29 protein-coding genes are annotated in these 26,543 nt (G+C 32.3%); 4 read left to right on the forward strand and 25 right to left on the reverse strand.

What is annotated here, in order from left to right; all coding sequences use genetic code 11:
• Nucleotides 1-22: 22 nt before the first annotated feature.
• The 3 genes from EPK97_RS12420 to EPK97_RS12430 are packed head-to-tail and all read right to left on the reverse strand — an operon-like array spanning nucleotide 23 to nucleotide 2,177.
• The gene (locus tag EPK97_RS12420) at nucleotides 23-769 is read right to left on the reverse strand and encodes an SDR family NAD(P)-dependent oxidoreductase (RefSeq protein WP_162036942.1); all 747 of its coding nucleotides are present in this window, start codon (nucleotides 767-769) and stop codon (nucleotides 23-25) included.
• A gap of 34 nt (nucleotides 770-803) precedes the next feature.
• The gene (locus tag EPK97_RS12425; RefSeq protein ID WP_162036943.1) at nucleotides 804-1,571 is read right to left on the reverse strand and encodes a DNA polymerase beta superfamily protein; all 768 of its coding nucleotides are present in this window, start codon (nucleotides 1,569-1,571) and stop codon (nucleotides 804-806) included.
• 27 nt (nucleotides 1,572-1,598) lie between these two features.
• On the reverse strand, nucleotides 1,599-2,177 hold the full coding sequence (locus tag EPK97_RS12430; RefSeq protein WP_162036944.1) for a GNAT family N-acetyltransferase: 579 nt from the start codon (nucleotides 2,175-2,177) through the stop codon (nucleotides 1,599-1,601).
• A 310-nt stretch (nucleotides 2,178-2,487) separates the two neighbouring features.
• Between EPK97_RS12430 and EPK97_RS12435 the strand changes: the two genes are divergently transcribed.
• The gene (locus EPK97_RS12435; RefSeq protein WP_162036945.1) at nucleotides 2,488-3,147 is read left to right on the forward strand and encodes a Type 1 glutamine amidotransferase-like domain-containing protein; all 660 of its coding nucleotides are present in this window, start codon (nucleotides 2,488-2,490) and stop codon (nucleotides 3,145-3,147) included.
• 85 nt (nucleotides 3,148-3,232) lie between these two features.
• Nucleotides 3,233-3,739, forward strand: coding sequence for a DUF6886 family protein (locus EPK97_RS22425; RefSeq protein ID WP_338075708.1), 507 nt, complete (start codon nucleotides 3,233-3,235; stop codon nucleotides 3,737-3,739).
• Nucleotides 3,740-3,755: 16 nt separating this feature from the next.
• On the opposite strand, the gene EPK97_RS22430 is transcribed toward EPK97_RS22425, so the two are convergent.
• The 3 genes from EPK97_RS22430 to EPK97_RS12455 all read right to left on the reverse strand — a co-directional run bounded on the left by EPK97_RS22430 (nucleotide 3,756) and on the right by EPK97_RS12455 (nucleotide 5,671).
• On the reverse strand, nucleotides 3,756-4,433 hold the full coding sequence (locus tag EPK97_RS22430; protein ID WP_338075704.1) for a carboxylesterase family protein: 678 nt from the start codon (nucleotides 4,431-4,433) through the stop codon (nucleotides 3,756-3,758).
• 38 nt (nucleotides 4,434-4,471) lie between these two features.
• Nucleotides 4,472-5,005 (reverse strand): DUF1572 family protein, encoded by a 534-nt coding sequence (locus EPK97_RS12450; protein ID WP_170295521.1) that lies wholly within the window; start codon nucleotides 5,003-5,005, stop codon nucleotides 4,472-4,474.
• Nucleotides 5,006-5,083: 78 nt separating this feature from the next.
• Complete coding sequence (locus EPK97_RS12455) at nucleotides 5,084-5,671, reverse strand: TetR/AcrR family transcriptional regulator (RefSeq protein ID WP_162036946.1); 588 nt, start codon at nucleotides 5,669-5,671, stop codon at nucleotides 5,084-5,086.
• Between the two features lie 157 nt (nucleotides 5,672-5,828).
• Between EPK97_RS12455 and EPK97_RS12460 the strand changes: the two genes are divergently transcribed.
• Entirely contained in the window at nucleotides 5,829-6,542 is a 714-nt protein-coding gene (locus tag EPK97_RS12460) for an ABC transporter ATP-binding protein (RefSeq protein ID WP_162036947.1), read from the forward strand.
• Nucleotides 6,535-8,958 (forward strand): ABC transporter permease, encoded by a 2,424-nt coding sequence (locus tag EPK97_RS12465; RefSeq protein WP_162036948.1) that lies wholly within the window; start codon nucleotides 6,535-6,537, stop codon nucleotides 8,956-8,958. Before EPK97_RS12460 ends, EPK97_RS12465 begins: the two co-directional genes overlap by 8 nt.
• A 233-nt stretch (nucleotides 8,959-9,191) precedes the next feature.
• Here the strand turns inward: EPK97_RS12465 and EPK97_RS12470 are convergent, their stop codons facing one another.
• The 19 genes from EPK97_RS12470 to EPK97_RS12560 form a co-directional block, all read right to left on the reverse strand.
• The gene (locus tag EPK97_RS12470) at nucleotides 9,192-9,914 is read right to left on the reverse strand and encodes an MBL fold metallo-hydrolase (RefSeq protein ID WP_162036949.1); all 723 of its coding nucleotides are present in this window, start codon (nucleotides 9,912-9,914) and stop codon (nucleotides 9,192-9,194) included.
• Nucleotides 9,915-10,251: 337 nt separating this feature from the next.
• Nucleotides 10,252-11,703, reverse strand: coding sequence for a DUF6382 domain-containing protein (locus EPK97_RS12475; RefSeq protein WP_162036950.1), 1,452 nt, complete (start codon nucleotides 11,701-11,703; stop codon nucleotides 10,252-10,254).
• Nucleotides 11,704-11,706: 3 nt separating this feature from the next.
• A complete protein-coding gene (locus tag EPK97_RS12480) occupies nucleotides 11,707-12,210 on the reverse strand; it encodes an A24 family peptidase (RefSeq protein WP_276609500.1) in 504 nt (167 codons plus the stop codon).
• Between the two features lie 27 nt (nucleotides 12,211-12,237).
• Nucleotides 12,238-12,762 (reverse strand): TadE/TadG family type IV pilus assembly protein, encoded by a 525-nt coding sequence (locus tag EPK97_RS12485; protein ID WP_162036952.1) that lies wholly within the window; start codon nucleotides 12,760-12,762, stop codon nucleotides 12,238-12,240.
• Between the two features lie 35 nt (nucleotides 12,763-12,797).
• Nucleotides 12,798-14,951: a hypothetical protein gene (locus tag EPK97_RS12490; protein ID WP_162036953.1), complete on the reverse strand. Its 2,154-nt coding sequence runs from the start codon at nucleotides 14,949-14,951 to the stop codon at nucleotides 12,798-12,800.
• Between the two features lie 22 nt (nucleotides 14,952-14,973).
• Nucleotides 14,974-15,972: a TadE/TadG family type IV pilus assembly protein gene (locus EPK97_RS12495; protein WP_162036954.1), complete on the reverse strand. Its 999-nt coding sequence runs from the start codon at nucleotides 15,970-15,972 to the stop codon at nucleotides 14,974-14,976.
• 4 nt (nucleotides 15,973-15,976) lie between these two features.
• Nucleotides 15,977-16,195 carry a Flp1 family type IVb pilin gene (locus EPK97_RS12500; RefSeq protein WP_162036955.1) on the reverse strand — a complete coding sequence of 73 codons (219 nt, stop codon included), beginning with the start codon at nucleotides 16,193-16,195 and terminating at the stop codon, nucleotides 15,977-15,979.
• 10 nt (nucleotides 16,196-16,205) lie between these two features.
• Nucleotides 16,206-17,012, reverse strand: a complete 807-nt coding sequence (locus EPK97_RS12505; protein ID WP_162036956.1) for a type II secretion system F family protein — start codon at nucleotides 17,010-17,012, stop codon at nucleotides 16,206-16,208.
• Between the two features lie 3 nt (nucleotides 17,013-17,015).
• Nucleotides 17,016-17,756, reverse strand: a complete 741-nt coding sequence (locus EPK97_RS12510) for a type II secretion system F family protein (RefSeq protein ID WP_162036957.1) — start codon at nucleotides 17,754-17,756, stop codon at nucleotides 17,016-17,018.
• An 18-nt stretch (nucleotides 17,757-17,774) separates the two neighbouring features.
• A complete protein-coding gene (locus tag EPK97_RS12515; protein WP_162036958.1) occupies nucleotides 17,775-18,989 on the reverse strand; it encodes a TadA family conjugal transfer-associated ATPase in 1,215 nt (404 codons plus the stop codon).
• Between the two features lie 16 nt (nucleotides 18,990-19,005).
• Nucleotides 19,006-20,109 (reverse strand): P-loop NTPase family protein, encoded by a 1,104-nt coding sequence (locus tag EPK97_RS12520; protein WP_162036959.1) that lies wholly within the window; start codon nucleotides 20,107-20,109, stop codon nucleotides 19,006-19,008.
• A 115-nt stretch (nucleotides 20,110-20,224) separates the two neighbouring features.
• On the reverse strand, nucleotides 20,225-21,865 hold the full coding sequence (locus EPK97_RS12525) for a serine/threonine protein kinase (RefSeq protein ID WP_162036960.1): 1,641 nt from the start codon (nucleotides 21,863-21,865) through the stop codon (nucleotides 20,225-20,227).
• Between the two features lie 121 nt (nucleotides 21,866-21,986).
• Nucleotides 21,987-22,547, reverse strand: coding sequence for a hypothetical protein (locus EPK97_RS12530; protein WP_162036961.1), 561 nt, complete (start codon nucleotides 22,545-22,547; stop codon nucleotides 21,987-21,989).
• Nucleotides 22,548-22,688: 141 nt separating this feature from the next.
• On the reverse strand, nucleotides 22,689-23,012 hold the full coding sequence (locus EPK97_RS12535; RefSeq protein ID WP_162036962.1) for a nucleoside triphosphate pyrophosphohydrolase family protein: 324 nt from the start codon (nucleotides 23,010-23,012) through the stop codon (nucleotides 22,689-22,691).
• Between the two features lie 97 nt (nucleotides 23,013-23,109).
• On the reverse strand, nucleotides 23,110-23,868 hold the full coding sequence (locus EPK97_RS12540) for a TSUP family transporter (protein ID WP_162036963.1): 759 nt from the start codon (nucleotides 23,866-23,868) through the stop codon (nucleotides 23,110-23,112).
• Between the two features lie 250 nt (nucleotides 23,869-24,118).
• Nucleotides 24,119-24,337: a DUF2905 family protein gene (locus EPK97_RS12545; protein WP_162036964.1), complete on the reverse strand. Its 219-nt coding sequence runs from the start codon at nucleotides 24,335-24,337 to the stop codon at nucleotides 24,119-24,121.
• A 12-nt stretch (nucleotides 24,338-24,349) separates the two neighbouring features.
• Complete coding sequence (locus tag EPK97_RS12550; protein WP_162036965.1) at nucleotides 24,350-25,324, reverse strand: YpdA family putative bacillithiol disulfide reductase; 975 nt, start codon at nucleotides 25,322-25,324, stop codon at nucleotides 24,350-24,352.
• Between the two features lie 101 nt (nucleotides 25,325-25,425).
• Complete coding sequence (locus EPK97_RS12555) at nucleotides 25,426-26,190, reverse strand: ABC transporter ATP-binding protein (protein WP_162036966.1); 765 nt, start codon at nucleotides 26,188-26,190, stop codon at nucleotides 25,426-25,428.
• Nucleotides 26,191-26,213: 23 nt separating this feature from the next.
• Complete coding sequence (locus EPK97_RS12560) at nucleotides 26,214-26,540, reverse strand: cyclic-phosphate processing receiver domain-containing protein (RefSeq protein ID WP_162036967.1); 327 nt, start codon at nucleotides 26,538-26,540, stop codon at nucleotides 26,214-26,216.
• Between the last annotated feature and the right edge of the window lie 3 nt (nucleotides 26,541-26,543).

Below are 26,543 nucleotides of genomic sequence, written 5' to 3' on the forward strand. Positions count from 1 at the left end.
TATCCCCTTGTTTGTTTTTCATTTACCTCATATAACAACCGTTATTAATATCAAATACAGAACCAGTAAAATTACGAGCAGAGTCCGATAGAAGAAAAGCAACCGTGTTGGCTACATCTTCAGGTTGTAATCTTTCATTTAATAGTTCCTTTTCTCTGTATTCATTCATCCGCCATTCCGGAATATCCTCTAACATACTTGTTTCAACTAATCCAGGTGTTACGGCATTGACACGAATATTAGGAGAAAAATTAAGTGCACAACTTTTTGTTAACCCAATAAGTGCAGCTTTCGTTAACCCATACACCGCATCCGTACTACCTTCTTGCCCAGATACAGATGAGATATTCACAATAGAACCCTTGTCTTTACGCTGTAACAATAATTCCCCAAAAAGTTGTGAAAAGTAGGTAGAGCCCTTTATATTTACGTTTATGACCTTATCCATTAGTTCTGGAGTATAATCTAGTAAATCTCTTCCTAAATAAATTCCAGCATTGTTTACAAGACCATCAATTTTAGAAAATTTCATATTAATAAGTGAAAAAAATTGCTTAACGTCCTTATGATCCGAAACATCTACCGGAAAAACAAAAAGTGGATTATCGTAATATCTATACTTCAATTTTTCAAGTTTTTTTAATTGTTTATTATTAAGGTCACAGGCAATTACGGTCGCACCTTGCTCTAAACATTTAATTGTGATTGCTTCTCCTATTCCCCCAGCAGCTCCCGTTACGATCATCGTTTTGTTTGTTAATTCGTTCATGCTCATCACCTTATGTATGTAATATATTCTAATTTTACCAAACTTCTTGTAAAGTCTCTAAAAATATTTTATCTAATATATCATCGTTATTCCATACGACTTTAGAAACATTTTGAGTATATTGTTCATAATATTGTATTGTTTCCTCTATAAACAGGTGAATTTCATTGATTTTAGGTTCCTTATCTAGTTCCTCACTTGCTTTTTTTCGATTTAACAAGTCAAAAATCTGACCTTGTAATTGCCCTTTTGGAACTAGAGATGACACTAATAATTCAAAATTCAATGGGGGAGGAGTTTGCTTTATCTCCATCCATTTACAAGCTAATAATGGTCTTAGAACATAAAAGTATTTTTTGATTCTCAGTTCGTTTCCTTGTAAATAGTCTCTGAAGTTGCCTTTTGCCATATTTAAATAATGGTGTAAACATGATTTTGGAGAAAACAATACAGGACTTAGATTTCTAATTTTTTGAGCTGTTGTAAAGGGTTCTGAATACACAATATCGGATTGTAACCATTCTAATAAAGGAGGATTTGACTTTTTAAACAGTTTTAATGCTTTTTGTAAGTCCCATCCATTTATATCTAACAAATCATCAATGGGTAATTCAATGACATCTCTCTTTTCTTTAATGGACAAATACCAATCTTTAGGATGGATATAAATAAACCTTACATCGTAATCACTGTCCTGTGATGGAAACCCCCACGCCCTGCTCCCTGATTCACAAGCATATAAAATTTTTACTTGATGTTCTTTTTCAACCCTAACAAGTTCCTGTTTAATTTTATTTCTCACAGTGACCTACTCCTTTAGAGCTTTCTCTTATCGTTTTTCATATTCCTTTTTTAAAAGCGAGTACATCTTTACATCTTCATAATTCTCTTTAATATATATTTGTTCTCTTAAAATCCCTTCATAAGTCATCCCTAACTTTTGCATGACCCTTTCAGAACCTACATTTTCAACATTACATCTCGCTTCAACTCTGTTGACCTTCATTTTATCAAAAGCAAATTTGATCAAGGCTTGTGAAGCTTCTGTTATTAGTCCTTGATTCCAGTAAGACCTGGATATAGAATATCCTATCTCCGTTCGTCCATGATCAGGATTCCAATAAACAAATCCACATCCTCCTATTAATTTTTGATCTTGTTTATGTTCAATTCCCCATGTACTAATTTCTTTATTTTCATATTTCTCCAATGTCATTTGTATAAATTGTTTTGAATCTTCAACCGTCTTATGAGTATCCCAAGAAGTATATTTTGTCATCTCAGGGTCAGAAGCATATTCAAACATATCCACTGCATCTTCAAGCCTCATTTTTCTTAATAGTAATCTTTCAGTCTCTATTTCGGGTATGTTTGTAAAAACATCTTCTATATTTATTTTATCATTCATTTTTTCCACCCCATCTTCATTTATAACTCAATTCCATCGATTTTTTGAAGCTATTTTTAAAAATGATGCATGTTCACCCGTTCCACAAGCTTCATCTAAAATTGAACTTACCATTTATACTACTGCATATATTAATGAATCGTAACATATGTAATTTGAATGTAATAAGAGATTTTACTCTGTTTAGTAAATGTTGTCAACAAAAATTTAATACGGTTATTCCTTATTTCACCTTTCAAAAAATTGTAATCATCAGTTGCCAAACGATTGTAATTTGTTATAATACTCCAATAGTGAAAAGAGGGAAATTATGAATAAACATTTATTTCTATTCGGAGGAGGACCTCCATTTACAAAAAAAATGGCAAAGAAATTTGTACAGGAAACTTCAAAAAAGAACTCACCTATATCTTTTCTAGTAGTGGAACGTGTTGGATGGAAACAATACATACCCAATTACACGAGTAGTTTAAAAGAACTTGGCGTTGAAGATATTCAAATTCTTCCCCTACCATCTACTCCTACCAACAAAGTAATAAAATGTTTAAATGATAGTTCAGGTATCATCATAGGTGGTGGAGATACCAATGTATATGCAGATTACATTGTAGATACACCCATATCAAAAGTAATAAAGGAAAAATATGAGGATGGAACTCCTGTAGCGGGTTTTTCAGCTGGAGCGTTAATAAGCCCAGAGCATTGTATAATTTCAGCTAAAGATAATGTACATAAAGAATTCCAGCAACGAAGTGGAATAGGGCTTGTCTCGAATGTTTTACTTGCTGTACATTTCACAGAATGGAATGATCAGAATCATTTAAGAGAAGCAGTGAATAGATATGGTGAACAAACCAATTATGGAATTAATGAAGATACGTGTGTTTATTTACTGAATGGTGAGCTTCACGATACAGAAGGGAATGGAGTTTATTCTATTGAAAAAGGTATTTTAAAGAGAAATCATTGATAACAAATTATAATCCAATCAATCGCTAGATTCTATCGTTATTCAATGATATTTTATTGTAAACTATTTTTTAGGAGGAATAATTATTTTATTTCATTTTAGTGAAAATCCAAACATCAACAAATTTGAACCACGAAAAAGCAATGCATTTCCAGAACTTCCATCAGTAGTATGGTCTATAGACAAAAACAATGCACCTCTATATTATTTTCCGCGAGAATGCCCTCGAATTGGGTTTTGGCCAAAACCTGATTCCAAAACAGTTGATTTAGAAGTGTTTCAAAAGTCTACAATTGCAGAAAAAGTAATAGCAATTGAATCTAGATGGTTGCAGTGTATTAAAGAAACAAGATTATATGTATATCATTTTTCAAATGAATTATTTACCTGTTTCGATGAGAGCGCTGGATATTATATTTCAACTGAAACCATCGTTCCATTACAAGTTGAACCCGTAGGTGATTTAATTGAACGTTTAGTGGAAGCCAATATTGAATTAAGATTAACTCCTTCACTATTGCCTTTAAAAATTTCGCTGATTTCTTCTACTTTACATTTTTCAATGATTCGAATGAGGAATGCACAATTATAAGTATTAATCTATAAAATCATTTCATATTCTCATTTTTATGACTCAACAACCATTCATAAATTTCTTCATTCTCATATGTTCTCGTCCATGAGTCATGACCCAAATGAGGGTAAATTGTAAACTTAACTTTTCCACCAACTTGATGTAAAGCTTTGACCATTTCTTCTGAATGTTGGATGGGAACCGCATCATCTTCAGCACCGTGAAATACCCAAATCGGTGTCTTGCTTAACTGATTTATTCCACCCCTAAATTTAATTAAAGGTAACGACACACCACAAATTGGAATTAATGCAGCAAACAACGATGGGTATTTTTCAGCTAAACACCAAACTCCATACCCACCCATGCTAATACCTGTCAAATAAATACGTGAAATGTCCACTTTATAGTTTTGCACAACATCCTGAATTAAAAAAAATAACACATCCAATTCTCTATCCCACACCGAGTCAACTGGACATTGTGGTGAAATTGTAATAAAAGGAAAATCATCTTTTTCTCCAACTATTTTGGGGATGCCATGTTTTTTAATGATTTCAAGATCATCTCCCCTTTCACCTACTCCATGAAGAAAAAGAATCAGTGGTCTCTTTTCATTTGTTTTATGATATCTTTTAGGCAAAGATAATAAATAATTTAATGAGGATTCTTGAGATGTCGTTGTAGTATAATTGAATTTAATTTGTTTCACAAATAGACCCCCAGTAAAAAAATGTATTTTAAAATTACTTAAGTATTCTCGTTCATCATACGTTTATTAAATTCTTTAGATTTTCCTTTTGGAACACTTAAGGAGTCCCATGAACTTGAAAGTTGTTTTGATAAATATACGATTTGACCAATATGATAGGAATAATGAGAGAGCTGTCTTTGGATGGCTTGCATTACACTAAGAGGTTGATTTCGAATCGTAATGGTTTTATTCAGATCATCTTCATTTAAACCTCGAATAGCACTAAATACAAATTCCCAACCTTCATTCCAGATAGATAACAACTCTTCTTTAGTGTTAATAAGTCCTTCAAATTCACTATCACGGTCTCTTCCAACAGATTCTCCATCAACAAATAAAAAGTTCTCCCACCTTGATTTCATATTCCCATGTAAGTGTTTTACAATTATTGCCACACTGTTTGAATCTTCATTTTCAGCAAAATTGATTTGACTTTCATTTACTTGTGCAATCGATTTTTCACCTAATGATTTCAATCCTTCAAAGTTATGTTCGACGGTTTCCAAGTAATGTTTTCCTATGTTGTTCAAATTAATACCCTCCTTGATTATTCTACTTATTTCTATGTCCCTCTATCTTTTATGCAAGTTGTTTTAACTTAATGAATATTAGTTTAATATATCGGATCCAATTCCTGTTAAGACTAACTGATGAAACATCTCATCTACTTCAATAGCAGATACTTGTATATGTTTTTCCCCATCCAACCACCAATGAATAAGGCTCATCAAGGTATTCACTACAAACTCTACCGCTACGTCTTGAGGAATTTTTAACGAGCTAGAAGAGTTCGATATGGTTATTTCTTCACGTATCAAGTCAGAAATTACTCGTTTGATGTGATGAAGAACAAACAAGCCACTTGGTGCAACAGTTGCCTTCCACAAATGTTTACTATCTTGTGCATGTTGCAGAAAACTTAAACTAAATTCGAAACGAAATACTTCCGTTTTTTTAGTTTCAATTTTAACCATCTGCTCTTTTATTAACTCACTTAATATATTAACATTTTCAACAAGCAACTCTTCCTTATCCACAAAATGAGAATAAAATGTCGATCGACCGATATTTGCTCGATCAATTAAATCTTGGACAGTAATCGCTTCGTAACCTTTTTCTACCATAAGATCCTGAAGTGCCTCGTGTAATAAATTTCTCGTTCTTTGAACTCTCCTGTCTTTTTTTTGTTCTTTCAAGAAAATTCCCCCTATTTTAATGAATAATTTAAATGAATCTGTTTCTTTTTGAACAATACAAACTATTTTGATTATTGTTTAATCTCTTTATGTACATTATAGTCGATAATGAACACATTGTTCAATATTTATTTTTATTATATTAAGGAGGTTCACAATGGTAAAACTTAATCATCTCATTTCTCTTAAAAAGGTAAGTAAAGTATATACTTCATCATCAGAAACCTTTACAGCTCTAAAAGAAATTGATCTACAAGTAAACAAGGGTGAATTCGTAGCATTTGTCGGTCAATCTGGGAGTGGGAAATCTACGCTAATCAATATGATAACTGGAATCGATACCCCTTCCTCTGGAGAAGTATATGTTGCTTCAAAAGGTATTCATTCTCTCAATCAAGAACAAATGGCGGTTTGGCGTGGGAAAAATATCGGAGTCATCTTTCAATCCTATCAATTACTTCCCACACTTACTGTTGTAGAAAATATAATGCTGCCCATGGATTTTTGCAAAACGTATCCGAGAAAGGAAAGACGTAAGCGAGCCATTCATCTGTTAAGCAAGATGGGCATTGCGGAAAAGGCCAACAATTTACCGTCTGATTTATCTGGCGGTCAACAACAACGTGCTGCTATTGCTAGAGCGTTAGCTAACGATCCTCCCATACTAGTTGCTGATGAACCGACTGGTAATCTTGATTCTGCAACCACAAACATCGTAATGAATCTCTTTACAGATCTCATTAGCGAAGGGAAAACAATTGTGATGGTTACACACGAAAGAGATTTAAGCCATTTTTTCACAAGATCGGTATTATTGTCTGATGGTGAAATCGTATCTGAAACAAGTAGGGAGAAGATACACCATGTTTAGCCCAAGATGGAAAAAAGCACTAGCTGATCTACGTAATGCAAAAGGCCGAGTGGTCATGATGGTGATCGCCATTGCAGTCGGTATTTTTGGAATTGCAAGTATGTTAAGTTCCTATTCTATTCTCACCCGTGAACTAAATCTAAATTATATGAGCACTAATCCGGCTTCCGCCTATATTGAATTGGAAAGTATTGATTTAAAAAATAGTGATAAAAATTTCCTTGAAAAAGTTAGAAAACAACCTGGGATAGAAGGTGTGGAAGCCACAGTCTGGGTAAATGCTAGAATTGAAATGCAACCTAATGAATGGCAAGAGATCATGTTATTTGGCATTGATGATTTTGAAAATATGAACATCGGAACATTCGAACCAGAGTCTGGTGTTTACCCTCCTCCAGATGGTTCAATTTTAATGGAGAGATCTGCACTTATATTTTTAGAGGCGAATATTGGGGATGCTCTTTATATTCAAACTTCTAATGGAGAGAAGAAGCAAATATCCATCTCAGGTACCGTACATGATCCAAGTTTGTCTCCAGCAGAACAAGATCAAAGAGCGTTTGGATATATTTCTGAATCCACCCTGCAACAACTTGGTGAGACTGAGTCTTTCCACATTCTAAAAGTACTATTCCAAGATCAAACATTGAATAAAGAAAAAGTTGAACAAAATGTTGGAAAACTAGCAGAATGGATTCAACAACAGGGGCTTACTATTGAAGAGATTCGAATCCCGCCCCCTGGTCAACATCCACATCAATCCCAACTTACATCCATTGTAATTATGTTACTTTTGTTCAGTCTAATGGCATTGATTCTAAGTGCTATTCTAATTGCCACAATGATTAACGGGATGCTAGCTGGACAGATTCAACAAATTGGTGTTATGAAAGCAATCGGTGCAAGTACTAGGCAAATTGCTGGTGTTTATTTGCTGATGATCATTGTTTTGAGCATCGTAGCTGTTCTTATTGGTTTACCTGCAGGTATCGCATTTGGACGACTTTTTGCAGAGATGATTGCAGTGATCTTGAATTTTACGATTTACAGTGATGTCATTCCTTTGTGGAATTACATTGTTCTGTTGTTAGCAGGCATTCTAATACCTGTTTTAACAGCACTCATTCCTATCTTAAGAGCAACTCGAATTACTGTTCGAGAAACCCTCAGCGAATTCGGAGTAAGTAGAAAATCACTTCGTACTAGTCGACTTGAGACATTTCTCGGAAAAATAAAAGGATTAGATCGAACGCTGATCCTAGCTTTAAGAAATACATTTCGTAAAAGAGGGCGTCTTATTCTCACTATCAGCTTATTATCAGTTGCAGGTAGTATGTTCCTAACAGGTTTAAATGTTAAAGCAGGTTGGGAAAAGATTATATCTGATGCCGCTTCACAACGTCATTATGATTTGGAAATCAAGTTAAATGATGCTGAACCGAAGCAACGAATGAAACAAATCCTTAAAGACATTCCTGGTGTAGAAAAAGTAGAAGTTTGGAATACAGAAGAAACTGCACCGGTTCGATCAGATGATTTAAATATCGTTCAAACGTATCCAGACGGTGGACATGGAAGCTTCTCACTTCGCTCTGTTCCAATAAATAGTTCTATGGTGGATTTGCTATTAATAGAAGGGCGTTGGCTCAAAGAAACAGATAACAACAATGCTATTGTACTAAACCATAATGCCAAAACATTATTCCCAGATTTACACGTAGGGGATTCCCTGCCACTATTGATTCGTGGAAATTCAGTGCAATTTGAATTGGTCGGCATTGTGAGAGAAGACTTAGCTAAAAATACTGTTTATATATCTTCAGAAGGATATGGTGAAGTTACAGATCAATTAGAGCTATCAAACAAATTGCGTGTAGCTTTAAAAAATTCAGAATCTATAGTTACCATGAAAAATGAGATTGAAAATGTGCTAGCAAAAGAAAACGTCAATGTAGAATCCATCATGTCAGAGATTATGTTAGCCGAAGCATTAACTGGTCATATCTCCCTTCTTATTTTTGCCGTAATTATGATGTCAATGATTATGGCAGTCGTTGGTGGACTCGGTCTTATTTCATCCATGAGTACGAACGTAATTGAGCGTACCCGAGAATTTGGGATTATGCGTACGATTGGTGGAAGGTCTGGAACAATTTTACGAAATGTGGTCAGTGAGGGCATTTTCATCGGTATCATAAGTTGGATCATTGCTCTTCCCATTTCATTACCATTGTCTGCTAGTATTGGAAGGCTGATTGGAAACATGACTTTTAATGTTCCACTGCCGCTCGTTTTATCGCCCATGGCTATTTTCATTTGGCTTATTTTTATCTTGCTAGGGTCCACAGCTGCAAGTTTCTATCCTGCATGGAAAGCTTCACAATTAACTATTCGAGATACACTTGATCACATATAGAAAGGAATGAATCACGAATGAAAAAAAAGGGAATTATTACACTTATTATTTTTGCAGCAATCATTACTGGGTTAGGTATAGTTGCTCATGAGATTGATTTTAAGCAAGTTATATTAGATCTGCATGGATAATCTCTCAAAGATTTATAAATGAAATGAAGAACGGTTTTGATTATGTGATACATTCTAAAAAGTACCACCATTGTTTTCCATAGAACAATGGTGGTACTTTAATTAATTATTAATCAATTCAATTACATCTCCAGGTTTCAATACTTCTTTATTCTCAACATTAAACTTTCTAATATTCTCTACATTATAAAATCCGTCTTCACCAGTGCTAATAGGAATCACTTTTTCAGCATTAATAATTTTTGCTACTTCAGTTGCTTCTTCTGGGTCCATATTATATACCCCATCAACTGGCAATAAAGCATAGGTTATATTTAAATTTGATAATAACTTCATTTCCTCTATATTGGATGTATCTCCAGCATGATATAACAAGACATCTCCTAACTCTAAAATGTAACCAAAGGATTCTTCTTTTTCATGAAACTCATTATAAGCTGCAACAGCATTTATTTTTATTCCCGCTATCTTAATAGAATAACCAGGAAATTCACTAGGGATGCTTTTCCCCTCAAAATCAAAGTATGGAGTAATATATACAGTACTTTTTTTTGTTTCTACTTTTTCAATGTCAGCGTGATCATAATGGAAATGAGTGATTAACACAATATCTGCTGGTTCATCATAGTTCTCACCAGCCCAAGGATCAATATAAATGACTCTACCTTGATCTGTAACAATTTTTATACTGGAGTGTCCTAAATATTCAAGTGTAGTATGTCCTAAGTTAGAATTACTAGTGATACTACATCCAGTTAAAAAAAAGATAGAAATAGTGATAACCAGAAAAATTGACATCGATTTCATTGATTCAACAAAATTCACTATAAATCTCCTCTCACATAAAAGTAAAATACACATCAAATATTACTTTCCGATATGCCAAGTTGATTTATTAAAATTAGCTCATATATTTTAAGAAGATTATTATATTTGTTATAAAAAACATTTTTTGTATATTTATTATATTTTTATAAAATATCTTAGATTTAGATTAACATATTTTAAACCATTTTGTAACGCTTACAAGCAAAAAGTTTAAATTTTTTCATATTTAAAATATGAAAAAAAACTTAAAAGGTCACTTGGAATTCATAATTATACAATTATTTCTAAAATTATTCATGCATAATATTCCTACATTTCTATATTATTCAAAATCTTAGTTGATTACGATGAATTTCATATCAACCGAAATGAAACGAACGTGGTCATTATGTTTTAATGTATATGTTTTATAAGGGATTAGTTTTTCATCATTTAAAAAACTTCCATTTTTAGATCCAAGATCCTTGATCTCGTATTGCCCTTCATTAGCTTTTATAATTTCTAAATGAGCTCTTGAAACCCCCACTTTGTTTAATACATGATTCACTATCGTTGGATCTCTTCCTATCAAAAAATGTTCAATATTCACATCTACTCTTTCAATTTCATCATTTCCTGCATTTGAAATATTCAAATACACCTCGGTTTTTTTTACTTCATTTAATTCAAGTGGATTCCCATTTCCTAATAAAACGGTTTGATCTGATGGAGTTAATATCTTCGTGTGATTGGGTAACTGTTGGAAGTATGTTTCATCTTGTGATTGTTCAAAAATCTCCATTAAATTCACATCTTCTTTTAATGAATTAGATTGATTGGCTACTCCTGCTTCATTTTCTTTATTATTTTGATCATGCTTTTTTCCAATCCAAAATATGAAAAGATTTAAAACAATCATAAAAATGGATATTCCCAGAGCTATAATGTAAAAAGCTGATGTTGCGTATGCTAAATAAAGCCTCCATACCATGGCTACGATCAAAACTGATATCGTTATTATAATCGCGCGATTTTTTCCATGGATAATATCTAAGGGCTTAGCTAATGGAGCTGACCTTATGATTTTATCATTATAAACTTCTTTTAAAGGATGCATGCTGTCATCTAATTTAGGTATGTTTGTTTCATTCATGTCATTCAAATCATTTAATTCATTCAATTCATTTATTTCAATTTCATGATCTTCTTCAAACCCATCTTTTAACCATTGCAAAACTTCATCTTTTATCGTTTGTAAAGAAACATTCTCTTCACTTAATAATGTGAGTGTTTTTTGCAATTCATTTCCTTTCATATCTTGAACATATTCAGTTAATGTTAAAACTAGTTGTTTTACTTGTACAATAACAGGTTCCTTATCATTTAATTGTTTTATTGGTACATAAGTTAAGTAAATATCTGTAACATCCCTGCCAATAAAAATAAAATCAGGATGTATTATATAATTTAATTCATTTAATAACATAGCTTTAAGTTTATGAATGATAGTCACAACTTGGAGTATAATTTTATAAAATTCTTTTATAGTAATTTGTTTGATTTTTAATTGTTGAGTTAGCATTCTTTTATTTGTATATTCGAATAAAAGTCGAACGTTTAAATTAAGTTCATCTATTTGTATAGGCAATATTTGATGTGGCAAATTACCCTCTATCATTTTGAGTTGTAAATTGGATAACATATCTCTTTTAAGGTTAGGTTTTGACAATGCAATATAAAATCCATCCTGTTGTATATAATCAAAATGGAAGTCAACTATTTTACCTACAGAATTATCACTGATCATCTCTTATATCACACCTTTCAATAAAAATAAATGGAAATAAGCGGCAACAACCCCAGGTAATACTGCAATCATAAATGGAAATTGTAAATTATCATTTGCAAACGCTTTTAGTAACTTAATATCTCGATATATAAAAATATTAAAAATGTTTAAATGAACAGCTTTGATACGACTCCAATTCTCTTTTTTAAATAATAAGATACACATTCCGATCAAAGCTGAAAATAATATTGAATACATAAGAATATATAACGATACTTTTAAACCAGTCCATGCTCCTATAGCTCCGAATAGCTTCACATCACCTGCAGCTACTGCTCTAATTGAATACAATAAAACCATAAGAAGCATTACAACAAATAAACCTATCAATGAAAACCATAATCCATTAAAACCATTTTTAATAATATGATAAAACCATCCTGTAACTATAGCTGTCATCGTAATCACGTTTGGTATTTTATGAGTAGTTATATCTGTAAGAAAAGCTAACAAAATAAAAATCATTAAAATGTAATATTGAATCAGTTGAGATCAACCTCCAATCCATACTCGTTCGAGTGATTTTTTCTGAATAGTAACCTCACGTTCAATAAATGGAAGTAATAAGTTTATAGAATAACTAGCTTCTATCCCGAAATACGCATTTTGTCTATCTTGTAGATTTGGTAAAATCACTTTTATCACTTGAACCTGATCCTTTTGTAATATATCCTCATCGATAAATAACATCAGATACGGTAAAAAAATTACGTTTAAAATTTCATCCGTGATATGATTTATATTTTCTTTTTGTAACTCTACTAAAAAATCCAATTCCTCAGGGATCATGTTAGTAATATCATTTTGAAAACTTTGAATTGATTGATGATTTTTTAGTACATATATAGGATATACATGGGTCACAGTCAATTTCGTTGCTTCATTCACTGCTTGATGCAGAGCCATTTCTGCCAGAGCAATTTGTAAAAATGAAATAAGAGCTAGAAAAGCCGATATAAATATGGGTAATACTATACTTGCTTCTAACACCAGACTACCTCGTTTATTTTTTAACATATCTAATCTCACTTCCAATGTGAACATGATAATTTCTAATAGGTAAGAAATATAGTTTTATTCATGATTACTTCATCACCTTGTACATCTTGACTCAACATTTCCATCGTTCTTGGAATAAACCATAATCGAATCGAAGTTTCAACAGATGCTTCAACACTGACTTGTTTTAATGTTAAATCTTGATCAGTATTTAATTCAATTAAAGACAACATACGCCTGAGCATGTTGGAATCATTACTATGTACAAACAGGAAAACTCTTAAATAATCCTTATATTCTAGACTTATACTTTTAGATAACTTTTTAGATAGATTCACATCTTCACCTGAAATAAGTTTCTCCATATCTTTATATGCTTCAGCTGTTCCTTCAGCTAATGCCCATAAAAATGATAACAATGGAGAGCCCACCTTAAGGATAGATTGTTCAGGATCACTTAAAGTCTCCATTGTCCTAATCGCTAAACGAAGTAAAAAAATTTCAGAAAAGGCAGAGGTTTGATTCAATTGACAATGATTAAAGCCATAGAGGATATATTCAACTTCTTGATTAAATAATCTGTGATGATCAGGATCTGATAATTCATTTGAATCTTCTAATGTCCTGTAATTAAATTTTGTAAGTGCATATTCATTGATATACACTTCATCTCTTACACTTAATAGTGCAGCTGAAATCTTATCTATTATTGACATTGCTTGTTTGCCAACATCCTCTACACCATTCAGATCAATGGAAGGAATCGATGTTTCCTTTACTTTATTTTGATTAAATTGATCATATTTTTCCTTATAATCTTCTAGCTCCCAATATATCGGCTGATCTGTACCATTACAGGAATGTAATAATTCAGCAACTTGTTTTAATTGATTTTCCGTTTTTTTAAGTTGTTCATTTTTTTGATCTTTTATTTTGTCGTTGTTATTCATTCGTTTATTTTCAATAATAGATTGTTTGTTATAATATGCTGATCCGTAATTCAGCACTTTTTCATTGGCATCTATCAAATTTTGATGCCTTTTTATGTAATCTGATCCTATAAGCAACTTTGTGGAATTGAATTGTGATTTCATTCCACTAAACAAACTTATGATAACTCCTATTTCACTTTCTATCTTTCTAAAATAAGTTCGATCATAAGTACTGATATAGTCTCCCCCCATTATTTTTTCTTTTTCTAGTTTATCAACTAATTCATCATTTACTTTTTGTGCTTTTTGTATTTTTGAAATTATCCATGTTTGTGCATCTAGTAGCTGCTCATAGTCCTTATCTAATTGCAATTCAGTAATTAAAATCGTTTCTACATATTGTTCTATCTTTTTGACTAAAGTTTCAAGATCGGAAATTCGATCTTTTATTTCATTCATCGATTTTTTATACTTATTTATTTTTGATTGCAAACTAACCTTTTCTGCCTCTGTTTCACTATTTTGTTTTTTTTCATTGAGATCGTCTACCTTATGTCGATAGTTATCTACATCTTCTTGGAAACTCTTAATCTCCTGTCTAATTTCATCCACTTGTTTTAGTCCAATTTCTCCTGCTAGATTATGGATCTCATTAAATTGCTGATCATAATAATGATAGTATCTTCTGATCATTCCTTGAACCCCTAACATCTGTTGCATTTGTAACCAAGCAGAATCCAAGTTTTCCTCTCTTTCACGAATTAATTTTTCGATTTCTTCTGCTTGCTTTGAAAATGTAGAAGTCCCCTTTAAATCAGCGGATAAACCATCTTTCTGAAATGGTTCTAACACGCTTAACACAAATTCAATCGGACCTCTATATTTCATTTCCTCTAGTATTTGTCGCTGAAATATGTCTTCATTTGCTAAAAAATCTATTCCTGAAATTTCGATTGAATCCTGATTTAAAGCTAACGAACTTAAGTTTGTAATATCTCCTACTTTTGAATAAGACAAATTCTGCTCATACACTTCTTGAAAGATTTGCAAAGCATCCTCTTCACTTGTAAGGGCATATAAACCATAAGGTTGTAAACGTTTATCATAACTAGACAAAACAGATCGAATGGAAGATCTCATGATTTTTTCAGCCTGCAAATCTGCTATTCTGATTCTAGCAAAGTCAATCAAAACAGTATTAAACAGAAAAATGCCAATAAATATAATCATAAAATAGATCGAAATAGACCCTTGATTTGATTTTAATAAATCCATCAATTTTTACCCTCCATTAAAACTAATCATGGATGATTACTACTATCCCTTTACTTTCTAACTCAGATATAAATGCTTTAGAAGGACCTACCCTAATTGTTTGATTATGTTTTCTAAAAAAATGCCAAATGACTCCCTTTACATCTTCTCCATGATTTAATAACTCAACATCCTTTACCATTTGCGAGCGAAGTTGATTCTCATTAAATGTTAAATAAGCTTGATGAGCAACACCATTTCTATCTAGTGCATCTATTTTTCTTTTTCCAAAACTTGTATCAAATTTATTCTTACTTCCCTGCACTAGTTTCTCTAAATAAATAGCTGCATCACCATGATTTGCAAAGGAAGTAGGACTCTCAAAATCAAAAAACTGATCAAAAGCATCCCTCACTTTGCCCTCACTTATCTTGCGTTGTTTTAACTCTTGTACATACGTTCGAAGTAAGTCAATATTGCGGATAAATTCTACAGGTTCAGTTATAGATGATTCAACATATGAATAAACATGATTATTCATTTTCATTATTTCTGGAATTTGAATGAATCGGTTTAACTCAACTGTCACTTTACGTGAAACTAAATGGTTAGAATAAGCTATTTTACCGATGAAAGAGTCAGGCAACAGCTGAGCAGCATTGTGCATTTTTTTTAAAACACCACTATAACCATTCATATTGTTTTGTACAGGTAGTTCTAAAATGACTTTTCCATCATCTGCTCCAAGTAAAAAAATTTGAGAGATCGAATCCTGAAATGCTCTCCAATAAAGTTCGTCCCCCACCTCAGATGAAACCCTTCCAGTGATGGGGTCTTTGAAACTGTTATCCCAAGTAAAAGAAGTTCTTTCTGCTGTTAATGAGGATGAGGAATATAAAATCACCTTCTGATAATAAAATAAAGATGAGAAAAGAGTAGATAATGTAATCATAAAGAGAATAGGAAATATCAAGGTGGATTCAATAGTGAAGTTCCCTCGTTGTTCTTTTAAAATAGAAAGAGACTTCATAATGATATTCATTATTTTAATTTCCTGATGTTGTAGGTTCTTTAATACTATCCAAATTTGTTTTCATTTCATTTTGTGTTTCATCAAACAAAGTATTTACCCATGAAATAATCCATTTACGAAAAACGATAGCAATGGCTACTAACACACCAATAATTAGTAATATTTCTAATGTTCCAAGCCCCTTTTCGTCTTTCCATAGTTTTTTTAACTGAACCAGTGCATTTTTTTTCATTTTCTTTCCCTCACTTCATCATTAATATTGCAGGAGCTGCAACTACTAAAATAACGACCATAAAAACAAGGATCATTGGAAATATCAATTTACTGGAGGCTTCCTCACCTAAGGTTCTAGCAATTGTTTTACGTGTAGTCCATAATTGATGAGACAACGTTCTTAAAGATAAACTTAACTGTTCTCCCCCACGCCGATAATTCATTAAAATTGTATTTGTAAAAATAGATACTTCATGAATTGCCACTCTTTGACTTAATTCTTCTAAAGCTTGCTGAAATGAAACATTATTTTTCAATTGCATACAAACCTTTTGAAATTCAACATAAAGGGGGTGAACTTGATTTCTTTTCTCACTTTCCACAGATGTTATCAGTGCTTTTTGTATTTGTTCACCTGCATTAACTAACAAGGCAATCTTATTTAACAAAATGGGCAACTCCATTAAAATTTCTCTTTTCTTCCTTTTTACTTTCTCATTCAGCTCTCTATACAATAAAAAAGGCAACATAATGAGAAGAAGTAATCCTATGAACATGAATTCAGTACTCATCCCTCCGAAGAGTAATACTCCAATGGAAAAGGTTATCATACAAAATGATGCAGAGATTAATTGTGCCATATACATTTTTTTATAAGGGATCACTTTTTCAGAACCATATAAAAACTGGAGTTTCAAATGTAATGTCACCATCTTATTCGAAAAATGCTCCATTAAGTTCAGTCTATCAATCAAATATAGTGAGATGGGGTTTAGTATATTAAGTTGAAATGGTTCACCAAACTCTCGTACAAATGTAAAATAATTCTCCTTCATCATTTACACCTGTATCTTCATAAATTTTTGACTGATTACGAAACTGAGAATCAATAAGATTAGAGCTATGAACATTACGATAACACCTTTACCTTGATATAATGGAGACATGTATTCTGGAGAACTATATCGCAAAAATACTATGAATATAAAAGGAATAATATTTAATACTCTTGTTTCGAACTTTTTATTAGAGATGAGGACATTAATCTCTTGTCCAATCTCAATTTTATCTCTGATCATATTTGTAGTTGTACGAATCACCTCGACTAAATTTCCGCCTGTTCTTTTGCAGATTTTAAACACTTCAACAAAATTTGTAATATCTTCGATTTTCGTACGGTCGCTAAAGTTTTGAAATACATTTTCAACTGTAGATCCATTTCTAATTTGTACATTCATCATTTTAAACTCTTGAATAATATACGTATTTTCATTGGGGTATATTGTTCTTAAATCTTCCAACGTATAAACAAGTGCCTTTTCAATTGATCTCCCTGCTGATAAAGAAGATGACAAACTAGTTAGAGCTTGTTTAAACTGTAAAATCAACTCTTCTCTCCTCTTTATGTTTAACTGCTGTGCTCTATATTTAGGAGTAAATAAAGCACATATTGAAAGAAGAATGCTTATAATGAAATTCATAAAAAACACATAGGTTACTAGAAAAAATAGACATCCCGCAATGAACACTGTCAAAATATATTGTTTTTTTGTCAAAGAATAATGAGTATAATCAACCATAATATCACCACCACTATACTAATATCCTGCCATTTTTAACTTACACCGATTTTTCAAAGTACTTCCTGTTGGGTGTAACCCTCCAGTTATCATTCCATCTTTTTCACCTTCTTCTACAAAATGATATATTTGATTTAATTGAACTTCTCCATCCTTCACACCTTTCACCTCACAAATTTCAATTACCTTTCGTGACCGATCTCTCATTCGTGATAAATGAACCATAATATCAATCGCTGAACTAATTTGTTTTCTAACGACTTCTACAGGCAAAGTAGTCCCACTTAAAACCATTGTCTCTAATCTACTTAACATATCCTTCGAAGAATTTGCATGTCCTGTTGATAAAGAACCGTCATGTCCAGTATTCATCGCTTGAAGCATATCCAATGCTTCTTCACCACGAACCTCTCCTACAATAATACGATTTGGCCTCATTCTTAACGAGGATCGGATTAAATCACGAATGGAAACTTCTCCTTTTCTCTCTGTATTCACTGTCCTAGTTTCCATGCTTACTAAATTAGGAATGTTTCGAATTTGTAATTCTGCAGAATCCTCAATTGTAATGATTCTTTCATCACTAGGAATAAAATCGCTAAGTACATTCAAAAAAGTTGTTTTCCCTGAGCCAGTACCACCTCCAATAAAAATGTTGTATTTTGCAATGACCAATTGTTGTAAAAAGTCAGCTGCTTCTTGAGAGATAGAATCATTAGAAATAAGCCGCTTAATAGATAGAGGTTTTTCGGGAAATTTTCTAATGGTCATTGTTGGTCCTTTTAATGCGATAGGCGGTAATACTACATTCACCCTAGATCCATCCTTTAATCTAGCATCAACTATAGGTGAGGATTCATTCACTGCCCGATCTACCTTTGAAACTATGGTCTGAATCACATTTTCAAGTTTTTCTTGGCTTTCAAATTGCCCGTCATAGGGGGTTACTTTACCATCCTTCTCAATAAAAATTTCATCATAGTTGTTAATCATAATTTCTGTTATAGAAGGATCTTCTACAATCGGTTGTAATATATCTAATCCTCGAAAAGAATGAAATAAACGCATAACATAATCATATTTTTGCTTGGAGGTTAAATAATATTGTTCGGAAAATTGAAATACGATTTCTTCAATCATTTGTTTTAATTGCTTATCAGAAATATCATCAGCTACATTAAGTTGAGTTATGACCTGCTTCTTTATTGTGTTTAATAGTTTTAAATCAATCATCTGATTTCCCTCCAAGCTAGCCAGTCAATTGTTTATATATTTGAATCACTTTCTCATTGAACACATCTTCAGTTAATAACTGATCAATATGCTGTACAGATTTCCATTGTGGAATGTATGGTAAATGGAATTGGACATAAAAACCATGTTCATCAAAATTATTTTTACATTCATTTGTATATTTGTTCAAAATATATTTATTTTTTGAAGAGAAAACTTCACTCAAGCTCACTCCGTACAAAACGTTAGATTCCTGTAACATCTGCTTCATTTTCAAAATACATTTGTTATCATCTAAAAGTATATTAAATATGAAATCACTTTGTTGTAGAGTCCCTATAATTCTTTCATGTAATGAACTCGAACAATCTATAATTATGGCATTATATTTTTTCGTTTCCTTTATCAATTGAATGAATGTTTTTATATCATTCAATTGAAGATCTATGATGTCATTAATTTGTGAAGACGGATTGATATAATCACAATGCAATACTGGGTGGTAACTGAAAAAATCATCCAAATGAGTCTGCAAAAATTCTGGATTAGTCTTTAAATAATAAAGCAGTTTTGAAAATTGGTTTGTATGATCATCGTTTTGAATATAAAAATGAAATGGATATATTGTTTCAAGATTCAAATAAAATACATCTTCATTGATCATGGTTAATTGTTTTATTAAGTTAATAGAAACAACGGATTTACCACTACCACCCACCGGTGAAAATACAGATATAACTTTCGTTTTCTGATCCTGATCATTTTTATTTTCAGAAACAAAATTCTCCGTTCCAAGGTAACTCATTTTTACAGAAGTTAGTAATTCATTCATAGATTGATATTTAAAATGAAATTTGTGATTGGAACCTTCTAAACTCTCATGGGATTCAGATAATACTTGAATGTTTATGTGTGTATCTATTTCAACTGGCATCCAAGTTTCGTCAATAAGTAATACATTGGCTACTACATTGTTTTGCAAATGCTCCTGTAGCAGTTGTTGATCTGTAAAAAAAGTAATAGAATACTCTTTCCTTAATTTTGAGGTTCTTATATAGTTCGAAAATCCTTCTATATATTCCCCATCATTTGTTGCAACAATGAGAAAGATTTTATCCATCCAATTCTCCTTTCAATAAAGAAAAGTGCAAAAAAACCACAGATATCGACTGAAGTCGATGATCTGCGGTGCTTCCGCAATATTATACTCTTTTAATAAAATACATATTAAATTATTAATTTTGTATTTGAAACCATTTCCTTAACCTGTTCATTTTATTATCTTGGCGCTCCAACATACTTTTAGGGACAATTTGACTAATGAAAGGATACAACCCTTCTATTAATTTTCCTTTAATATTCTTTTCGTCTTGAACCATCTTCCCTTTCCAGATATGTTCATGAACGTTCTCAAATGGAAAATTTGGTATATAACAACTAGGATACCAAGGTAATGTGTTATTCCAAAGTTTTCTGATCATTGCATTTACATCTCGATTCACTATAAAATGAACGTTTTTCCCAGATTGTTTTAATTGCATTGCAATTTTTAAATTATCCTGCGATATTCCAGCACTAAACTTTGTTGGAATGGAATCAACAACATAACATATTTCATCAGCATTATTACACAACTGTTGAACGCTTGGATGTGACCAACCATTTGAAATATCCACGATCATAATTGGTTTTCTAATTTTAAATAGTAAAGGATCAATTTCTGTATGTGACCCATTTTTAATGAGTTGAGTATTATTTAATAGTGGCAAAGGGTACCATGTCGTATATCCTGTAGTCCATTCTAATTTATTTGAAATCCAGCGCTCAGAATTATACTTATCATATAAAAACTCATACTGTTTAGGTTTGGTTTTTTCTCCATTTAATAATGTATACAATTCAGATACATTGGTAGGGTATTCAACAAGAGCATTCTTTATTTTATAATGATGAAACACTCTTGCTAGAGCAATGGAGGTAAATGTAGATCCTGCCCCTTGATACATATTTCCTACTACGATTACTTTATGTTCAAATTGAAGGCTTACTTCTAAGCTAGTATTATTGGGAGAATCCAAACTTTGTTCAGTGATCTGTAACTTTTCTAAATCTCTTTTTACTTGCAGCGTGTCCTGATATCGATCTTCAGGATTAAATTGTAGTAATCTTTGAATCACTTGAATCATTGGGAAGGGAATATTCTGAAGCTGCAGCGATTTTGAACTAGTATAATAATGGCCTCTTGTTAAAAAATAATACAACATTGCACCTAAATTAAATAAATCAGTCCGATGATCCGTTTGCTTATCTTCAAATTGCTCAGGTGCGGCAAATCCTACTGTTCCTAGATGAACAGTATCCTTCTGTTTGTGGTGCCCAAACCTACGTGAAATACCAAAATCTATAAGTCTTACATTGTCTTGTTGGTCTATCATCACGTTAGAAGGTTTCAAATCTCTATAAATGATTGGGTTTTTCGAATGGTGGTGTAAATAATGAAGGAGTTCACATATTTGAATAGCATATTTTATCACTTTTTCAAATGGAAGCCGATTTCCCATATTTTTAAATTTCTGAGCCAGGTTTTGACCATGAATATAATCCATTACTAAGTAACTCAGTCCTTTTTCATTCGGGGGGAAATAATCAACAATATTAGGCAAATAAGGATGATTTAATTGGATTAGAGTTTCTGCTTCCTTTTTAAAATTCTTAACCTGTCCATTTTCCTTGGATTCCTTAATTGCCCAATGTTTTCCTCTTAGTTTTAAATCCTCTGCTAAATAGACAGCGCCCATACCGCCATGTCCTATAATGGATAAAATCCGGTATCGGTTACCTAAGCAGTCCTTTGGGTTTAAATGATTTTGATTCATTTTGGAACACCTACTAATGAAAATATTAATTAGATCCCTCTTAATTCCATTACAAGTAAATAATAATATATACATTAAGTATTTTCCATAGGACGTACGTTCCATTTTTTATAGTAATCTCTTAAATTAACTCTGATGTAAAGGAAGGAATCTCTCCATCTATATCTGTAATGATATACGCTTTATAGCCTGAGAAATTTTCTTTTGAAACAGTGATTTTAATAATATCAGATGCTCCTGATTTCAATGTGTATTTGATATCGAAGCTTGTTTCAAATTCACTAATTTTTTGCTTAGTCAAAACCGTTAGTTCTGCTATCTGACGATTAGACATCCCTATACCACCCAATGGTAAAATGGTGATTTCTTCTTTTAATGCTTCATCTAAATATATTCTAGCTAAAGCACCACTTCTTAAGATTAAAGCTTCTTCAAATCGATCTATTAATTCTTCTTCTGATTCAATCTGTACTAATAATGCTTCCTGAACATATTTTAACTCTTTTATCTCAGAATTTTCCTCAACTTTCGATATGCCTGAACTTATTGCGGTTTCTGAATTTGAATCTTCAATTGCAGCTTCAATACCAGATTCATCTATTCCACAGCTTGTTGTAGCTAAAAGTAGCAAAGAACCTAAAGTAAAGGAGAGGAATTTACTTTTGTTTATGTAATCAAACATAGGGGAACATCACATCCTTATCTGACATTATTTCGGTCTACCATAGGTCAATTATATCCTATTTTTACCTATAAAACATCAAACTTTTATTGGAGTTCTATTCTTTGTGAATGTAACTATCTTATTGATGATTTTTCAATACTATTCAACTCGATTTATACTCTTCTCACACTCAAAACCGTTTGGATACCTCTTTTCTAGTTTTGTTATATTCCCTTTTGCGATTTCTTCCAATGAAATCCCTAAAGCTTCTGCTCCTGCAGCTAAATACCACAAAACATCACCCAGTTCCTTTTCTAACTTCTTTCTATCAAGTTCATGACCCTGAAAAATATGTTTCTTTAAATGATCTGCAACCTCCCCACTTTCACCACATAACCCCAAAGCGGTATTCAATAACAATTTTTCTGAATCAGATCCTGCTGCAGTTCGCATTGCTTTCATTTGATATTCATTAAAATCCATTACACTTTCTCCTTTCACTTTTCATAAACAATTCAATAATATAAACTATCTAGTATACTTAATAATGTTACAAAATCCTATATAACAAAATCCAGCTCTATCCAAAATTTTTCCAAATAACTTGGATGGCCATGAAAAAACATACAGTAATCACGACTGGTTTTATTAATGAAGCTCCTTTTTCTAATACCATCCTCGCTCCAATTAATGAACCTATGATTTGACCAAACATCATAATGATTCCAACAACCCAAGCAATTTGACCGAATATTACAAAGTATAATAAAGCAGCAATATTACTTGTAAAGTTCAATATTTTAGCATGAGCAGTTGCTTTTGAAGCACCATACCCACATAACGCAATAAACGACAATGCCATTAGGCTACCAGTACCTGGACCAAAAAAACCATCATATAAACCAAGAAGAGGGGCTACCGTAAATGAAAAAAGCGATAATCTCATTTTCATTTTTCGATCTTTATTTTCTATATTTGGTGAAAATAAAAAATAAAGCCCAATAAAAACAAGTAAAAAAGGTAATATCATTTCGAGATATTCTGCACGTATTTGCAGCATAAACCAGCCGCCAATGACAGCTCCCAAAAAAGTCATAAAAATTGACAACCTTATCTCTTTAAGATCTATAGACCCCTTTTTTATGAAAAACATCGTAGCAATGAATGTGCCGCTGCTACCTTGAAGTTTATTGGTTGCTACTGCCGTTGCAGGGGGCAAACCAGCCAACATCATCGCCGGTATAGTAAGCAATCCTCCTCCACCAGCAATGGTATCCACCCACCCTGCGAGGATAGCCACAAAAAATAATATGATAATGACTTCTATACTAAAATGCATGTAATGATTCTCTCCCAAATATAATTTCATTTCATAAACCCAAGTAAATATAAAACGAGAAATAAACAAATGAATGTACGACTAATAAATGCTAAAACAGATAGATGATTAATTTGAACACTCCCACCACTTAACGCTTTTCGTTTGAAGTTAGGGCGTCTTCTGCAAGGAATAGATAAAAATAATATCATATTTCGCAACAAAAATAATTAAAACCACCTAATGGTGACTTTTTAATGAACTCAAAAAATTACTTTAACAAACGTATGATATAAAAAATTAAAGAAACCGCTACACTGATTAAGATACAAGTTGTAATAGGAAAGTAAAATTTAAAGTTTTCTTTCTCTATAAAGATATCACCTGGGAGTTTTCCTAATTGCAGAAATCGTCCACCAACTTGCCATACAACTCCTACCAATATAAGAGCCGCACCAATTATAATCAATATTTTTGCTACTGGGTTCACTTTTTACACCCCTCAATTCCTTCGTTCAAAAATATCTTTAGCAATGACCTTACCATGAAATCGCCCATTCTCTATAAAAATGGCATTAGCATTATTACCTGCTGCTAAAACACCAGCAACATACAAACCTTTGACATTCGTTTCCATCGTATCCTCACTAAACGTTGGTGCTCCTGTTCCTTTATTAAATTTCACACCCATCGACTCAATAAATAAATGATCTGGATGATATCCTGTCATCGCAAAAACAAAATCATTTTCATATTCATGAATAGTACCATCCTGCTCTATCACAATAGACTGTTCTTTTATCTCTTTCACTTCTGAATTCCAAAGCATGTTTATTTTTCCTTTTTCGATTAAGCTTTCAAACAAAGGGCGTACCCACTTTTTTACACTGTCTGATATATAATCTTGCCTATGAATAACAGTTACTTCTGCTCGACATCTTTGGAGCTCCATCGCAGCATCAACAGCTGAATTTTTTAAACCTATGACAGCAACTTTTCTACCTTGATAAGGATGGGCTTCTTTGAAATAATGGCTTACTTTTGATAAATTCTCACCTGGTATATTTAATAGATTCGGATTGTCATAATAACCTGTTGCAATAACTACATTTTTCGCTTCATACTGATGGTGTTTACCATTACGATCTTCCGTTGAAACACTAAAATAATCCTCATGATTTATTACTGTTGTCACTTTTTCATAAGTTTGAATCCTTAGTTTTTTCCTTTCAGCGATCAAACGATAGTAGTTCAATCCTTCGTGCCGACTGGGTTTGTCTTTAATGGTTGTAAAAGGAACATCACCTATTTCTATTAATTCAGGTGTACTAAAAAACTGCATAAAAGTAGGAAAATGATAAATGGAATTCACTACACAGCCTTTATCTATAATTAAGGGATGTATATTATATTTCTGCAACTCACATGCAGCAGATAATCCACAAGGACCTGCGCCAATAATGATGACTTGTTCCATAAACTACGCCTCCAACCTAGATTAACAGTCCGATTGAACCTCCAATACAGAAAGTTCACGCACTGTTATATGCTAAATATTTCTCATCATTCATTGTTAGGCTATATCACTTGTATCCAAGGACGACCATTGATCCATTCAATCTGAACAGGAATTTGGAATGTATGATGAATCCTTTCATTAGTTAATATATCTTTTTTCTTACCTGATGCCATAATCTCTCCATTATTCAATAACATCACATTGGAAAATAAAGGAACAATCTCTTCAACATGATGCGTTATATAAATTAAACTTATACCATTTGTATTAAATCTTTCAAGTTCTACTAATAGTTTTTCTCTTTCATATAAATCCAAACCAGCACAAGGCTCATCCATAATAATAATTTCTGGTTCAGTTATTAATGCCCTTGCCAATAACACTTTTTTTCGTTCACCTTGTGACAATAAACCGAGGGGTTGATCTTTTACATAAGATAAGTTCATTTGAGCCAACATCTCATTCGCATGCTTTTTAACCTCATCTGGAATCTCTTGATAAAATCTAAGAAAACCAAATAAACCTGTTGCAACAACTTCCCAAACTGGATCACTGAAGTTCAATTTTTCTAACAAGGATTGACTGATATAACCAATACTTTTACGAACTTCCCTTACATCACAACTCCCATATCGATTTCCAAGTACTTCAATAGTACCTTGACTAGGAAAAAGATAACCGTTTAACATCTCTAGAATTGTTGTTTTCCCTGAGCCATTTTTGCCAAGAATTACCCAATGTTCACCTTTATTCATTTCGATATTAATATCTGATAATATCTCTCGAGAATCTCTTCTAAAATAAACATGGTCTAGTTTAATCATCTGCTCACCTGTTTCAACAAATTCTACATATATTGCTCTAATAATTCATATGGCATCGGACCATTATGCAATACTACATCATTTGGTTTGTGCTGATGTAACAACTGATACATTTCCATTCTACCATTTGAATCTGAAGTGTGCAGATATATTTCCTTTGCGAAGCATTTTTTTTCCACCATCATTTTTGTTAAATCATATCCCGTGGGTTCATTCCAACCTAAGTCAAAATCTAGGGATAATATATTCACATCACTTTCTTGTAATAAAACAATACACTCTTCAATATTTTTAGCTAATACAAAACCTTTAGGACAAGGTCGTAAATCATCTAGATAAACATTAATCATCTT

Origin of the sequence: Chengkuizengella sediminis, assembly GCF_010078385.1 — a bacterium.
Taxonomy (GTDB): domain Bacteria; phylum Bacillota; class Bacilli; order Paenibacillales; family KCTC-33759; genus Chengkuizengella; species Chengkuizengella sediminis.

What these genes read in the sequence shown, in the direction of transcription:
- EPK97_RS12420 (WP_162036942.1), bottom strand. Translation starts at nt 769, where the DNA reads ATGAACGAATTAACAAACAAAACGATGATCGTAACGGGAGCTGCTGGG.
- EPK97_RS12430 (WP_162036944.1), bottom strand. Translation starts at nt 2,177, where the DNA reads ATGAATGATAAAATAAATATAGAAGATGTTTTTACAAACATACCCGAA.
- EPK97_RS12435 (WP_162036945.1), top strand. Translation starts at nt 2,488, where the DNA reads ATGAATAAACATTTATTTCTATTCGGAGGAGGACCTCCATTTACAAAA.
- EPK97_RS12460 (WP_162036947.1), top strand. Translation starts at nt 5,829, where the DNA reads ATGGTAAAACTTAATCATCTCATTTCTCTTAAAAAGGTAAGTAAAGTA.
- EPK97_RS12465 (WP_162036948.1), top strand. Translation starts at nt 6,535, where the DNA reads ATGTTTAGCCCAAGATGGAAAAAAGCACTAGCTGATCTACGTAATGCA.
- EPK97_RS12475 (WP_162036950.1), bottom strand. Translation starts at nt 11,703, where the DNA reads ATGATCAGTGATAATTCTGTAGGTAAAATAGTTGACTTCCATTTTGAT.
- EPK97_RS12480 (WP_276609500.1), bottom strand. Translation starts at nt 12,210, where the DNA reads ATGATTTTTATTTTGTTAGCTTTTCTTACAGATATAACTACTCATAAA.
- EPK97_RS12485 (WP_162036952.1), bottom strand. Translation starts at nt 12,762, where the DNA reads ATGTTAAAAAATAAACGAGGTAGTCTGGTGTTAGAAGCAAGTATAGTA.
- EPK97_RS12490 (WP_162036953.1), bottom strand. Translation starts at nt 14,951, where the DNA reads ATGGATTTATTAAAATCAAATCAAGGGTCTATTTCGATCTATTTTATG.
- EPK97_RS12495 (WP_162036954.1), bottom strand. Translation starts at nt 15,972, where the DNA reads ATGAATATCATTATGAAGTCTCTTTCTATTTTAAAAGAACAACGAGGG.
- EPK97_RS12500 (WP_162036955.1), bottom strand. Translation starts at nt 16,195, where the DNA reads ATGAAAAAAAATGCACTGGTTCAGTTAAAAAAACTATGGAAAGACGAA.
- EPK97_RS12505 (WP_162036956.1), bottom strand. Translation starts at nt 17,012, where the DNA reads ATGAAGGAGAATTATTTTACATTTGTACGAGAGTTTGGTGAACCATTT.
- EPK97_RS12510 (WP_162036957.1), bottom strand. Translation starts at nt 17,756, where the DNA reads ATGGTTGATTATACTCATTATTCTTTGACAAAAAAACAATATATTTTG.
- EPK97_RS12515 (WP_162036958.1), bottom strand. Translation starts at nt 18,989, where the DNA reads ATGATTGATTTAAAACTATTAAACACAATAAAGAAGCAGGTCATAACT.
- EPK97_RS12520 (WP_162036959.1), bottom strand. Translation starts at nt 20,109, where the DNA reads ATGGATAAAATCTTTCTCATTGTTGCAACAAATGATGGGGAATATATA.
- EPK97_RS12525 (WP_162036960.1), bottom strand. Translation starts at nt 21,865, where the DNA reads ATGAATCAAAATCATTTAAACCCAAAGGACTGCTTAGGTAACCGATAC.
- EPK97_RS12530 (WP_162036961.1), bottom strand. Translation starts at nt 22,547, where the DNA reads ATGTTTGATTACATAAACAAAAGTAAATTCCTCTCCTTTACTTTAGGT.
- EPK97_RS12535 (WP_162036962.1), bottom strand. Translation starts at nt 23,012, where the DNA reads ATGGATTTTAATGAATATCAAATGAAAGCAATGCGAACTGCAGCAGGA.
- EPK97_RS12540 (WP_162036963.1), bottom strand. Translation starts at nt 23,868, where the DNA reads ATGCATTTTAGTATAGAAGTCATTATCATATTATTTTTTGTGGCTATC.
- EPK97_RS12550 (WP_162036965.1), bottom strand. Translation starts at nt 25,324, where the DNA reads ATGGAACAAGTCATCATTATTGGCGCAGGTCCTTGTGGATTATCTGCT.
- EPK97_RS12555 (WP_162036966.1), bottom strand. Translation starts at nt 26,190, where the DNA reads ATGATTAAACTAGACCATGTTTATTTTAGAAGAGATTCTCGAGAGATA.
- EPK97_RS12560 (WP_162036967.1), bottom strand. Translation starts at nt 26,540, where the DNA reads ATGATTAATGTTTATCTAGATGATTTACGACCTTGTCCTAAAGGTTTT.